Annotated in this window: 15 protein-coding genes; 2 read left to right on the forward strand and 13 right to left on the reverse strand. The window is 49.2% G+C overall.

The window, feature by feature from the left end; translation table 11 throughout:
• Positions 1-2: 2 nt before the first annotated feature.
• Positions 3-515, reverse strand: coding sequence for a hypothetical protein (locus ACQY73_RS28475; protein WP_428657572.1), 513 nt, complete (start codon positions 513-515; stop codon positions 3-5).
• A gap of 185 nt (positions 516-700) precedes the next feature.
• Here ACQY73_RS28475 and ACQY73_RS28480 point away from each other — a divergent pair, with 185 nt between their 5' ends.
• On the forward strand, positions 701-1,654 hold the full coding sequence (locus tag ACQY73_RS28480) for a hypothetical protein (RefSeq protein ID WP_428657573.1): 954 nt from the start codon (positions 701-703) through the stop codon (positions 1,652-1,654).
• Between the two features lie 247 nt (positions 1,655-1,901).
• Here the strand turns inward: ACQY73_RS28480 and ACQY73_RS28485 are convergent, their stop codons facing one another.
• From ACQY73_RS28485 to ACQY73_RS28535, 11 genes are all read right to left on the reverse strand, one after another.
• Positions 1,902-3,323 (reverse strand): hypothetical protein, encoded by a 1,422-nt coding sequence (locus ACQY73_RS28485; protein WP_428657574.1) that lies wholly within the window; start codon positions 3,321-3,323, stop codon positions 1,902-1,904.
• The gene (locus ACQY73_RS28490; protein ID WP_428657575.1) at positions 3,320-5,374 is read right to left on the reverse strand and encodes a DUF5977 domain-containing protein; all 2,055 of its coding nucleotides are present in this window, start codon (positions 5,372-5,374) and stop codon (positions 3,320-3,322) included. Before ACQY73_RS28490 ends, ACQY73_RS28485 begins: the two co-directional genes overlap by 4 nt.
• A gap of 123 nt (positions 5,375-5,497) precedes the next feature.
• On the reverse strand, positions 5,498-5,983 hold the full coding sequence (locus ACQY73_RS28495; RefSeq protein ID WP_428657576.1) for a hypothetical protein: 486 nt from the start codon (positions 5,981-5,983) through the stop codon (positions 5,498-5,500).
• Positions 5,970-6,824, reverse strand: coding sequence for a hypothetical protein (locus ACQY73_RS28500; protein ID WP_428657577.1), 855 nt, complete (start codon positions 6,822-6,824; stop codon positions 5,970-5,972). Before ACQY73_RS28500 ends, ACQY73_RS28495 begins: the two co-directional genes overlap by 14 nt.
• A 7-nt stretch (positions 6,825-6,831) precedes the next feature.
• Complete coding sequence (locus ACQY73_RS28505) at positions 6,832-7,065, reverse strand: hypothetical protein (RefSeq protein ID WP_428657578.1); 234 nt, start codon at positions 7,063-7,065, stop codon at positions 6,832-6,834.
• Positions 7,062-7,259, reverse strand: a complete 198-nt coding sequence (locus ACQY73_RS28510) for a hypothetical protein (RefSeq protein WP_428657579.1) — start codon at positions 7,257-7,259, stop codon at positions 7,062-7,064. Before ACQY73_RS28510 ends, ACQY73_RS28505 begins: the two co-directional genes overlap by 4 nt.
• Positions 7,237-7,875, reverse strand: a complete 639-nt coding sequence (locus ACQY73_RS28515; protein WP_428657580.1) for a hypothetical protein — start codon at positions 7,873-7,875, stop codon at positions 7,237-7,239. Before ACQY73_RS28515 ends, ACQY73_RS28510 begins: the two co-directional genes overlap by 23 nt.
• Complete coding sequence (locus tag ACQY73_RS28520; RefSeq protein WP_428657581.1) at positions 7,794-8,603, reverse strand: hypothetical protein; 810 nt, start codon at positions 8,601-8,603, stop codon at positions 7,794-7,796. Before ACQY73_RS28520 ends, ACQY73_RS28515 begins: the two co-directional genes overlap by 82 nt.
• Positions 8,604-8,625: 22 nt before the next feature.
• Positions 8,626-9,591 carry a DUF6712 family protein gene (locus tag ACQY73_RS28525; RefSeq protein WP_428657582.1) on the reverse strand — a complete coding sequence of 322 codons (966 nt, stop codon included), beginning with the start codon at positions 9,589-9,591 and terminating at the stop codon, positions 8,626-8,628.
• On the reverse strand, positions 9,591-10,883 hold the full coding sequence (locus ACQY73_RS28530) for a hypothetical protein (protein ID WP_428657583.1): 1,293 nt from the start codon (positions 10,881-10,883) through the stop codon (positions 9,591-9,593). Before ACQY73_RS28530 ends, ACQY73_RS28525 begins: the two co-directional genes overlap by 1 nt.
• A 2-nt stretch (positions 10,884-10,885) precedes the next feature.
• The gene (locus ACQY73_RS28535; protein WP_428657584.1) at positions 10,886-11,278 is read right to left on the reverse strand and encodes a hypothetical protein; all 393 of its coding nucleotides are present in this window, start codon (positions 11,276-11,278) and stop codon (positions 10,886-10,888) included.
• A gap of 89 nt (positions 11,279-11,367) precedes the next feature.
• Here ACQY73_RS28535 and ACQY73_RS28540 point away from each other — a divergent pair, with 89 nt between their 5' ends.
• Positions 11,368-11,715, forward strand: a complete 348-nt coding sequence (locus ACQY73_RS28540; RefSeq protein ID WP_428657585.1) for a hypothetical protein — start codon at positions 11,368-11,370, stop codon at positions 11,713-11,715.
• A gap of 226 nt (positions 11,716-11,941) precedes the next feature.
• Here ACQY73_RS28540 and ACQY73_RS28545 read toward each other — a convergent pair whose 3' ends face one another.
• Positions 11,942-12,778 carry a hypothetical protein gene (locus ACQY73_RS28545; protein WP_428657586.1) on the reverse strand — a complete coding sequence of 279 codons (837 nt, stop codon included), beginning with the start codon at positions 12,776-12,778 and terminating at the stop codon, positions 11,942-11,944.
• Between the last annotated feature and the right edge of the window lie 3 nt (positions 12,779-12,781).

Below are 12,781 nucleotides of genomic sequence, written 5' to 3' on the forward strand. Positions count from 1 at the left end.
GGTTATTGGGTAAGGATGTTTTTGACGAATCTCATAGCGAAGCGGGCACCTTCCTGACCTGCTGACGACTTGAGTCCGGACATGGCCTTGGAGACGGAGGAGGAGTAAATGCCACGGTAGCCGCGACGGACATCGGGGTTGCGTTTCATGGACATTTTGAACGCCCATGCCAAGCGACGAACGGCGATTTCTTCGGAAGCGGGCCAGCCGTCCTGATAGCCGGGCACGTAGCTGAAGCGGTGAACTCCGTGCGATTCGATGAAGTACTTCATAGCCTCAAGCGGCGGAGTACGCACATAATGCATGGAGCGTAAGTCTTTGAGCCGGACGTAATCAGCCATGCTGACCTTTTTGGACACAAAATCGCTTCCGCTTTCGGTGGCTGAAACCTTAAATGAGTCGAGCATTTCGCCCGTCATGATGAGGCCCGCCGAGCGAATACGGCGCTGCATTTCGTCGACGGCCTCTTGGACGTATTTTTCGAGAAGAACTCGTTGCTGTTCGGTGGAAAACATGGTGTAGATGGCATTATCCCCTCTGAGAGTGAGGGATGATGCAAAGAAATCGTCCACTTGGGAAGCTGAAAGGACGGGAAAGACCTACTTAAGTGACCTCAGAATAAGAAGTCATAAAAAGATTTAACTGCGCAAAAAGACTGCACAGTAGACATTTATCTTTGTACAGAAAAACATGTATAGCAATGAAAAATAAACACTGGAGAAATCATCCAAAGCTTATTATTGACGAATCTGGCGAAGATTACTACCTTTTTGAAGAAATTCAAGGAAATCCAGATTCCTTTACGATTAGAAAGGTATCAACAGAGGAGGTTAAAAAAGTCAGAAAGGCTAATGAAGATTTGTTTGAATTTTTATTTTTATTCAGAAAAATTAAGGAGCTTGATAGAAACCATAATGAAGCTTTAACAAAAATATTTCAGTTGAAAAATTTCTGGGCTATCAAGAATAACCCTTTAGTAATGCCTGAAGATGAAATTGAGGACGCCTTTATTGAAGTAAATAGAAAGTTCACCAACTTTATACTATCCTTTGCAAACTTCCACGATATATTTAAAAAAAGAGTCATAAATAGATACACAAAGAAATCTTCAGAGTATCAAAAATTTATAAATTTTATAGCTACCTCTAAAGAAAAGCACTTTGTATACCGTTTTTTTGGGGAGTTAAGGAATTATACAGCTCATTTCCACTATCCAATAAATTATATCAATCCATCAGTTTATTTTGATGAGAAGAGCGATGATTATGTAGGAGAAATACCCATTTACTTTGATAAAAATAAGCTTTTGGAAGACAAGGACATTCGAGAAAAGCTTGGTGCTGACCTTCAAAATCTCAAAGATTTATTTGACGTAGAACCATATCTGATTGATATAATTCCAGTTCTTGAAAAATTGAATCAGTTTTTATTTAACATTATTAAAAATGATTTAATAGAAAGCTCCAATATCTTAATGAGGCTATATAATGAATGCAGTAATTTAGGGAACAGTGTTTTTATTGGTAATCCCCAAGTTGTTAAACATGTAAACGGGAGGTACATAATTGAAACCCCTACAATTAGAATAAGAACCGACATAATAGAGGATATTCGAAAAGCTATTGAAAAGTATACGACGGTCAATAACTCGTGACGGGCCCTCAATTGCTATAGCCAGGCACTTCACAAATGTGAAGTGTCGACCGTGATTGTGCGCAGCATGTTCACGGCTGCGGTGTCACAGCACTTTGTGAAGGATCACTAAGCAATGTGCCAGGAATAATCACGATGCCAGAATTTTACGCATGATGTGTAAAATTCTGGCATCGTGAAAAAGCTTTGAGCACTAACGATCGATAAATCACGGACCGCCACGGCAAATCGGCCGATAGGATCCAGCTTTATGCTGAAACGAGCAACACCGAAGTCGGCTGAGTGAGCGGGTAGCTGTTGGTGAGGCGAACGGGCAGGTAATTGACGCCGTTGATGTGGACTTTTTCTTTGAAATCCAACAAGGCAAGGTCAGCTTCAGTGAGCAACATTTCGCAGTTGAGGTAGTGGATTTGGCGGCGGAAGGCTTCGGTTTTTGCCCATGCCCAATTGACAAGGCCATCGGGTCCGTTCCAGTACAGACTTTTGCCCGCACGGGTGGGCAGGGCTTGGGGATAGCCTCCCACAATGCCGTTCCAAAAGAGCAAACGCGGGGTTGATTTCTTCTCCAGCTGGGCGAATTCCGTGGTGGCTCCCTGTTGCTTGGCGGTGGGAAGTCCCGTGCCATCCACGAGCAGGGTGCTGAATTTGGTGGGCACTTTGGCAATAGCGAGGTCATTGCTGAAAGCGGGCGTGAGGTAATCGACTATTGCTGCAGGGCGGTCTTTTTGCAAGGTATCGTTGGAGTCCAAGTCCATCGTCAGTTGCAGACGCCGCGATCTTTCGAGAATTTTACTTGGATTTTTTACGAGTTTTGAAGTCCAATCTTTGGTGCATGGAATACTGAAAATATCATCCGTGAAGCCAATGGTGAGGCGTTTTTGGACGGTGTTGAACTTCAGACTCAAGTTGAGGTATTTGCGGAGCTCCACAATGAAATCCACGACGGTCATATCAGGCAAATGCTTGCTGAAGGTGACCTCGGTGGCACCATCCAAGGCACGGATATTGTAGAGCACCAGTTTGCCAAGGTCGGCATCGATCATGAAATCACCGTCGATGGTCACGCCCGCAATGGCCGCGATCCGTTGAAGCAGATAACGAACAAAAACCATCGGCACTTTGGGTCCGGTGGCGGTATACGCTCCCGCCACATAATCGTTGACACGGCCTGAATAGCTTACGGATGCGCCGTTGGTGCCATAGTAGTCAGTGTTTACGACTGAAGGGAAACAAATGGCATCCTTGCCGCTTTCCTGAATGACCGCAGGTATCGGCAGGATCAGCGGTACGCTGCCGAAATCAATCTCCGACAAAAGCATGTTTTGGATATCGCCGAAAAACTCACCCACGGGCTGCACGACCGTAAGCTGATAGCCTTTTTCTTCCGAAAAATCAGTCAGTAAAGCAATGCCTTCCTGCACTAAACTCCCGTTGATGTATTGCTCGAACAAAAAGCGAGGAACATCGGAGCCGAGGCTCGGAATATCAATGTAGCCGAAAATACGCCGATTGGTGGGGGTGAACGGCAGGGCGGGAATCTTGGCGGTATCGGTCAGGAAATCCTTGGCTTCGTACGTAAGGTAAGGATTGAGCCGCTCAAAGGTTCCTTTCTGTGAGCGGCTTTGGTCAACTACGTAGCCGTTGATCCGGGTCTCAAAAGTGGCTATCATACGATTTGAATGTAAAATTTGTCGAGGCTGACGGGCGAATATAAACCTCCACCAACGCCCGCATCATCAAACATATAATGGTTATCGTACCCGCTTCCGTTGAAGTTGCCGGATACGTTTTTCTTCAAAACACCATTTTGATACACCTTCACGTTGTAAGCGGCTCCGGGAGTGCCATAGACTCTGAAGTAAAAGGCAGAGCTCACAGGGAAGTTGAGCGCATTGCTGCCCACGAGAAAGATATATGACCCAACTACCGACTGAAGTTCGGGCGTGTTGCCTTGGTCACCGGGGAACGGAACCGTTAATCGGTAGAGGCCAATTTTAGCGGGAGCATTGGAACGATACTGGAAATGACCTGCGGGTACTGTGGCGGTATAGTCGGCATTGAGCGTACAGGTACCATTGGCGTTAGAGTAGGCTTGAGTGTTTAATGAATTGTACTCTGCTTCAGCCAAGGCATTGGCATCACCGGGCTGTTCGCCACCGTATTTGGCGGCGGCAATCACGATGGTGGCTGCGCCTCCCTCTAATCCTGAAGCGCAGGTGGCCGAATCACGAATGTAGGTGGTTTGGCGGGTGATGGCGGCTGAAGGATAGGGCGTGGAGCCTATCTCAATGGCATCGTCGATGTATTCGGCTACGTAGTCAGGATCACCGGCAGCATTGGGCTTTTGGGTCAGCGGACTGACGGCGATATCTTCGTCGACATAGTATTTGACAAGTTTTAGAGGGCGGATCATACCCGTACGCTTGCCGAACGCATCCAGCAAATAGCGAAGGCCTTCAGGCTTCCAGTACGTAGGGCGCTCGGGAGCAAGTGGTGCAATGGGGAGCCGACTGAAGGAATTCTGCTGACGAACGAAACGAAACTGAAAGGTGCGTGACACAAGGTCTGGAATATCGTCATGATCCGTCAACTGCGAAGTGACGAGTTCCAGCGGCTCATGATTGCGATCCGTGATCAAAAACCACTCTTCAGATAACAGCAACTCATCCAAATAACGCAGATTGGCGGCAACGTTTCGCTCAAAAAAACCGGTACTGATTGCGAGCTCACGGTCACCAATGCGGTCGATGATGTAAAACTCACTGAAATCAGCGGGCGCATTGAGCGGACGTTCGCGGTCGGCGGTGTAGCGCTGCACCTTGAGGGTTTCCAACGAGGTGCCGGTCAGCCTCAGCGTATCGTAGGTATGAAAGGAGTTGCTGAAAAGAATGGCACGCTCCTGGGCGTGATGGCGGTGGTCAAGATGGTAGGTTCTGTACTCCGAAAGCCGCTCGTTGAACTCATTGGAAATATGCACCTGATAGGACTGAAGCGTTTTGGCGGGATTGGTACCGATGATGTGAGCACCGACCGGCACACACACCACCTGCCCGAATTGAGCGGCGCGGATTTGGAGCGGGGTGTAATACTCACGACTGCCATCGGTGAATATGGCGGTGACACGCAGCTTGATGATGCTCGGGAGCGGTGTGAAATTGAGCATGAAGTACAGGTATTCTTCCTGATTGGGAGCAACGCGTTTGTGATCATTTTGCCACGTGAGGAACTTGCGCTCGCCCGACTGATAGGTGGAAAAGAAGCGGCTTCCCCACTGGTCGAAGTCTGACTCGGTCAACCCTGCCTTTACTGCCCAACGCGGAGCGAGGGCATTGGTAACGACATCGACGCCTTCGTACTGAATGGTTTCGACGAGGCAGTAGGGCGTGGTGAGCTCGGTCAATGTGGTGATGCCCGACTGACGAAACGTGGGCTTTTGCCGCTGAAGAAGACCGTCCAAAATGCCCTCAAAGGTGAAGTTGGCACCGTCGTAACGACTCACCAAACCTTCCACTACGGGCGGTTTTTCGCGGTTGGGTATGGTGAGCAGGTCCACGAAATCTGTACTGCCGGGGAAGTCGGGCACCTTGAGCGTGAGCAGGTATTTCAGCTTATCACGGTCGGGGTAGTCGTCAGGATCGGCGGCAACGATATTGTGTGAAAGGCGGTTTCGGGTCAGGTACAGCGCCTGAAAAACGAGGTAATCGGCAAGAAAGTCTAACATAGGAGTTCACAAAAACGTGATGTAATCGTACATTTTTTTTGTATTTCGGAAACTAACGCGTTGATTTTGAGAAGTACGGTTCACAAAAAACGCGATGTAACCGTACATTTTTTTTGTACAGTCTCAATCTTCGTCGTCATCGCACAAATGACCCTGCGCCCAGAAGGTGAGCACAAAGCGAAACTCGTATCCATACGTACGGTCGACGAAGGTGGGAAGTACCACTTCGCCACGAACGTTGTTGAGGCTGAATTCAATTAGGATGTCTTTGAACACGCTGGCCTTTTTCATCTCCGAGAATATCTTATCCCAAATTTGACGGGCAATTTTGATGGCGGCGGCTTTGGCGGTTGGCGAATCTTCATCGGCATGAACCAACACCACACCAACGCTGTCAAAATGTACCATCAGCATCTCGGACTTTTCCTCAAAACGTATTTGTGGATATTCGAGGTGAAGTAACGGATATCCGAAACTTTCCTCGGAACGGGAAGCCGCCATGACGGTCTCAATGAAATCGCAGTAGTAGGCTTTCAGGCCGATTTCGGGCGTAACGAATTGCTCAAAATACGCTTTGTAGGTCTCGAAATGTTCATCAATCAGTTTCATCGGGTTCGGGGGTTGGGGTGGTTGGTGTGACCGGTCGACCGCCGGACTCTTTGTTTTTTAGACGCTCCAGCGCATCAAACACATCGTTGACGGGGGCTTTCATGACCTCGGCCACGGTACCGAAAATGCGCTCTTCGGCTACGACATAGCGCAGGTTTTTCATATCCATCAATCGTGCCTGCCAGTCGAATTCCTCCTCTTTAGCCTTGGCTTTGGCGGCGGGGGTGGGGTCATCAAATACGTCGTAATGGTCATATAACCACTTCAGTTCCTCCACAAAATACTGTACGATGGCGACAAGGATGCCCACGGGCAGGTCGAGAAACAGCTTGGCGCGGGCTTCCACGACGTACTCATTGAACGGTTCACGGTAATCGCCTGACCAATTGGGACTGAGTGGATCCGTTCCTGATTGCATCGGTCGACACAGCGATGCAACCAGGTGCGCACCGGATACTTCACGCGGGGTATCGGTATCGTAGTAGGCTTGGAAAAGGTACACCACACCGGTCAAATATTCGGCAAAGTTGGTGGCTCTTAGCTTGGGCGGCGGGGTATGGTAGATAATGCCACCGTGCTCAAAACTTTCGAACGGACGGCCTTCGAGTTTCTTTTCCCATACCCACTCCAGCGTCTGGGCCAGTTCATTGACCTGCCATGACACGAGCTTTCGGAATATCTTGGGCGGGATGGGATTGATGAGTTGGAGGGCATCCAGCTTGGAGCGCTCGTTGGCGGGCTGCTCGTGAGCGATCCTGAGTAAGCCCATGACCCGGTCAGAGGGTACGGCTGACCAGTCATCGGCAAGGGTATATTCTTTTTCGTCAGCCCAGATTTTCATAAAATCACTACTTTTTGACAGGATAGGTATCGGTGGTTTCTACACCGAAAAATTGAGCGAGGATGGCAATTCCTGCCGCCAAATCAAGGTATATCTTCAGGATGATATTTTCGAGCTCGGCGGGATACTCTGCCTTGGCAAAGAAGGCTACCAATGCGGCTCCCAAAGCGACCATGAATTGAATGCCCTGAAGAAGTATGGCGGGCGTTTTGGCCCATAATTGGGTGATTCCGAATTTCATTTTTGTAGGCTTAAAAGGTCTTCATAAATAGATTCTGTAAACATGGCCCCTAAAAGAAAGGCTTCGTGGGCGGTCATCGGAACACCCTCAAAAAACACGGTGGGGTCGGGCGTTTCCTGACCGTGCACGTTTTGGAGCAGGGCCGCAAAGAGGTAGTCAATGCGGGCTTGGTCAATTTTTGGCGGCTGTTCCATTTTGGTTTTTGAGAAATGGGGTGATGTGATTGGTGACGGCTTTGACCCACGATTTGGAGCGCCAGTTCAGGTGGCATCCCTGAAGCGTTTTGCCACCGCCGGTGGTGTTGAAACCGATAAGCTGCACCAACTCTTCGTCTTCATCATTGAAGCCCGCAGGATCGGCCACAAACTCCACATGGCTGCGAAAAAGACTGACGGCATCCATCACCTGCACCTTTTGCCCTTGTTGCCATTTGACGTGCTTTTTGGGGTCGGCAAACCACGAGCGCACGGCAGCAGGTGAGGGAATGGCGAGACGCACACCATTTTTAAGATGACACCAGAATCCTGCACTTGCACAGTAGAAGGCGTTGTCGGGCACGCCCGAGGCTCGGTTGTAGACAGTGATCTGTGGGTCACGGTTGTTGTTGGCGGCTCCGGGTTTTTCACGCAGCTTGAGTTGGGTTTGGGCGGTGTCCAAAATGGCACGACGCAGTTGGGATTCATTGTTGGTAACGGGCTTTTCGGGAAAGCCGGGGAACGGCTGCTTTTTTAGGGCTTGGCCATGTGCGCCAATACTGACAACAATAAGAATCCAAGTACAGTGATGACGGAAATAATTGCTCTTTGCCATGGGGTGAGTTCGTGGAAAAATTCGGTCCAAAAGTCCTTTTTGGATTTGATGATGGGGACTACATACAGCACGATGGTTGGGAATACCAACAGACAGATAATAGCGGCACGCGGCAGGTCAGCGAACATCGTGAAGGACTCAAAGATGTACTTCTGAATACTGGTCAGGTCGTAGGCGGGTCGGATGGATTGTCCTCCTTCAGGGACATTCACATTGTGCATATTGATGAGCTCACCGACGAAGAAGAAGGCGTCGAGGGTCATCCACAGTAAGCCGAGCAATCCAACTACCTGGGCGATGGTAAGAATGCGGTGGAGCCGATTGCGGCGGGCGGTAGCGGCTTTTTCGTCTTCGTCAGGATCGGGGAGAACAATTCCTAACTGTAGACCGAGTTCGCGGGCGTTGGCCTCAGCAGCAGCAGCCCAGCGGAGGTATTTTTCTTTTTCACCATCAACAAGGTCGGCATTGCGGGACGCCTGACGGTAGTTTTCGGCATCGCCCATGAAGCCGTCATACTCTCGACGCAACTGGGCTTTTTTGCTTTCCTGCTTGGCTTTTTCGGCTTCCTCCAGCTCCGAAGCAGCTTTTTGGGCTATTTCGTTGGCTTTGATAGCTTGGGCTTTGAGCTCTTCCAGCTGCTCGGGCGTGATGATGGAGCCGTTTAGCGGCACTGTTACAGCCGGGGTAGGAATGATGTTGTTTCTTAATGAGCGTTGATTGGTAGACATTTTTTTGGGGAGTATTTGATTGTTAAAAAAATCCGAGTGAACTGTCTGAAAGGGTTACGATTTCGCGGGTGCGTCCCTGTTTTTTGGTATAATAAGCGGGAAATACGGTGTCGGTGGCGTTGGCATCCAGCCACTCGGCCAAGGCGGTTTCGGCCTCTTTGTAGGTATTCATCAGGTCTTTGGAAAGGGCGTCGATGGCGGGGTACGTGGAGGGCGTTTGGTTCTTCATGGCATCGTCGATGGTCTGCACATACAGACCATCTCCATCAACCCGCAGACGCATACCGGGAATGGCTCGATACAGAGCATAAGGCGAAATGACCTCACCGATAAGGTACAGCAGCTTCTTTTCCAAGGCCGTGAGGGTATCGGGTGCATTGATGTATTTCACCTTCAGCGCATCAAAAACCTCATCAGTGCAGACCTCGGCGGCGATAGTATCCTCGGCACGCTTGAGGTAAAAACGCAGGGCCATGAAGGTCCGGCGGCGGTTTTGCACCAAGGGCAAATGCTCGGTGAGCTTGGCGGCATTGCGTACGATAAGGGTACGGTTGGTTTTGAAACCTTGGGATGCTGTCCATTCGGGAGCTTCACAGGTTTCGAGTTCCTCGAGCAAATCTTCCAAAGCGGCATCGGCATTTTCGGAGGTGCTCGAGACTAAATCAACGTGTGCCCACTTGGGAGCCATCGTGGTGCGGGAGGGCTGATTCATCATGGTGCCCAAGTCTCCGCTTACTACCCGCAGGTGTGGCAAAGCCAAAAAGTAACCATACCAAGCAGCAGCTTTGGTGGCAAGGGCTTTGACGGTGGCAAAAGCGGCATCGTCGGTCCCGCACAAAAATGCGTGAAAGTCTTTGCCGATGGCCGTGGCAATAAAGCGACGCTCGGCCACCGGAATGAATGGCTCAATGGTGTTGAAATCCAATGATTTCTGTATGCCGCCCAAATGGGTCTTGAGTTGGGCGGTGGAGGTGATGAGGGTAGGCATTATTGGTTGGGGGTAATGACGTTTTGAGTGCCGGTGGGGTTTGCGTCTAAGGTGGTCATTTGTGCGTCGATGACTTGAAATGTGACGTCACGTGGAAGAACACCGGAGATGCGGGCCGCAGCTAAAATTGGTTTTATCTGGGCTTGGCGGTCAGTGGCGGTCATCATTTTGGCGTAATCGTAAGCAAGCCGTAACTCTGATCCTGAACCGCCGAGTTTACTGCCGGTGTCGATTCCTGCCAAACTCGGAAGGATACCGTGCGACGATGCATGAGCGACGTCGGCGGTGGTGCTCACTCGGGTGTAGGCTTCATCGGAGAGCGGATTGTTCAACGGCTCAATGATGATACCCGATACCTGCTTGCCGGTGCTGTCCATGAAGTAGCGTGTAATCAACGCTTTGTTAACATTATTGACACCCGACAGCCATTTGTCGAAATTGGACTGAAGTGTGGCAAAAGCAGCGCGTTGGGCATCTTCCTCAATGATTCCCTGCTGAATGAAATAATCCACGGGAATCTTGATCATGTACTTGATATTGTAGCCGTTCTTTAATCCTGAAATGTGGAACTGAGGGATGAGATTGGATACTTCAAGCCACTTTTCTCCACCCCACCACCCCGCAAACGCGTAGAAAGGTTGACCGGGGATAGGCTCTTTGACGTGCATGATGCTCTCGGCAAATGCAGTCGGAAAGGCAGGATCGAAGGCAGGAACGGCTATTTTGGGAGCGGCATTGTAGTAGGGCGTGGCAAATTTATCGGAGAGAAAAAACCGTTGAATGCGGCTTTCTCCCGCTAAAATTCTACCCGCACGGATCGTGAATAAATCGCGTACGGTTGGCCGCGCGAAGAAACGCCCGGCTTGATAGCTCAGGCTGATATTGGCAAAACTATTCCACGAAAATGACCACTGCCATGCCAGCGCCTTGAAAAAATCCTGCACCTCGGCGGCTTCCATCCAATCCTGAAGTTCGTGGGTTTCGTACGGCTCATAGATGGTTTTACGGTTTTCCACGATTTTACGAAAGGCACCTACGCCACCACCGACGATGTACTTGGTCTGGGTGCGAAGCAGCTGCAAGGCTTTGTCATTGGCCGACATGAGCTTGTGCATCTGATTAGGCTTATCATCGCGAAGGCCCCACGGGTAGTGGTCGGGGTACAATGCCTCAGAAGTATCGTACCAACCCACGACGGGGGTATGGGCTTGGTCATGGCCAACGAAGCTCAGGAAAGCACCCGTTTTGCCGTTGGTGGCCACTGACAGATTATTGGAAATGGTTTGAAGCATGACTATCGTGAGGGATGGATAATGGCGAACCAATCGGATGAACCTTTGGGTCGGTAGTGAGTAAGTAGCTTGATTTTGAGGTTGCGGAAATCGGTCTCCCCCCCTTCAGCGGTAAATCGAATCCTGATCATGAAGTTGGACTTGAGGTTGGGTCCGGGCCGTCGCACGGTGTCACGCTTTTTGGCTTCTGCCTTTTCCGTTCCTCCTTTTGGGAATTCTGGTATGGGTTGAGCAATAATCTGCGTTACGTCCTCAAAGGAGCGGGTGCATTTGAGTTTTTCTCCACAGGTGCCATCTGTTTTGTAGTATCGAAAATCAGCCACCCGTGGAGAGCCATCGGCTTCCAGTCCGTTGAAAAAATCGAATAGTACTGATTCTCGCTTGAGGGATTGCATTTTCGTTTTGCTGCGAACCGCGTTTTTTTTGCTAAATTGGCGGGTGAAACGGAGAGACGAAAGGACGCGAAATCTCAAAAAACAAAAGCATGAAATTGGAATGGGGGTACATTTGGCGAACGGTATTATTTCATATTGTATGGGTTCTATTATCGCCTATTGCCGGTATAATGAGCGCCATCCGGACCGGTGGGATTCAGGGCGCTTGGATACGCACTAAATTGGTGTATGATTCGGTCTATAAAAAATTTGTGATCAGGCCACGGCTTAACCGTGAACTTCGGGATATTTCTGAGGAAGATCTTGATTCATTGGTTTGGTTATCGCAACAATATCCGGTGTCAATTCAGGAAGCGGCTGAGATTTGGAATGCTAACGGTAGGGCATTTGGCGCAACGATCAAGCAAATTGAGGCTCTTAGGCCAACGAAAAAATAACTTTTTACCAATTTTTAGGTCAGTTTTTCAACCAAATTGGCGAACGGAAAATAGATAGAGAGGCAACTGACCCACGGCCTTGATGACGTCTGAGGTGTAAAAGCGGAAAAGCCCGCTCCGGTGACGGAGCGGGCTTCATTGTTAGTAACTAAACACAAAATCCCTTTTTATGTACTCTTTCTTGACATCTATACACGCGCCGTATACCTTTGAACACAACAATGAGTTATGCTATCGCCAAATAGAAGGCCTTTAAAATCGTGTTCAAATTTACCTCATCAGTAGTCGTCCATTCTGAGCTGCCCCAACCCAAAAAGCGAAGTGTACAGTCTGCATAATTGGTGGTTGCGCTCGACCCTATCGTTCCTTCAAGCAGCATTGAAGTATTATTCATACTCCATGTATCGGCCCGGGTTGCGGAAATAACCTCAACCGCATCGTCATAGAGCTTCATAATTCCGCCCGCCTGACGAGCTACCGAAAGAAGGCCGGTGTGTGTGTCATAGCCGGAGGGCGCATTTAGATTAAAAACACTGCTGTAAGGCGTTATCGCCCCTTTTGCAAAAGGACCTGAACCCTTTCTTTGCAAAGCAATATAAAAAGCGTTTCCGGTTGCGTTAGCCTGTTGAGCGAGGAGAAAACTATTCGAATTACTTGGAGTAGTCGAATTCCACGCATGGAAGTGTACCTTATTAATATCCTCATTGAGTAAATAATTGCTGATTGCGTAGTGGCCCGCCGCGCCATTTGGTGTCCATCCCGAGGCAGTGTGGTAAGAGGCATTGTCACTTACATACGTTGCCTGATTTGCTGCTACACCCGTTACCGGATTCATTAAATTTATTGAATCCGCAAGTGAAGTACCTGCATAGAATAGCCTGAAAACCTTAAATTTCTTGTCCAGTCCTGTTGTTTTAAGGGAATTGTACAAAGCCCTGATTGCAGTTCTTTGCGTCGTATTTGTCAGGTTGATTGTCGAAATATATATTTCAGACTTGTTGACATTTCCAAGACCCAATGCCGAATAGTTGGCGTCTTTGTTGATTATTCTAATGCCGGCCATAGT

It is taken from the genome of Runella sp. (genome assembly GCF_965279615.1).
GTDB lineage: Bacteria > Bacteroidota > Bacteroidia > Cytophagales > Spirosomataceae > Runella.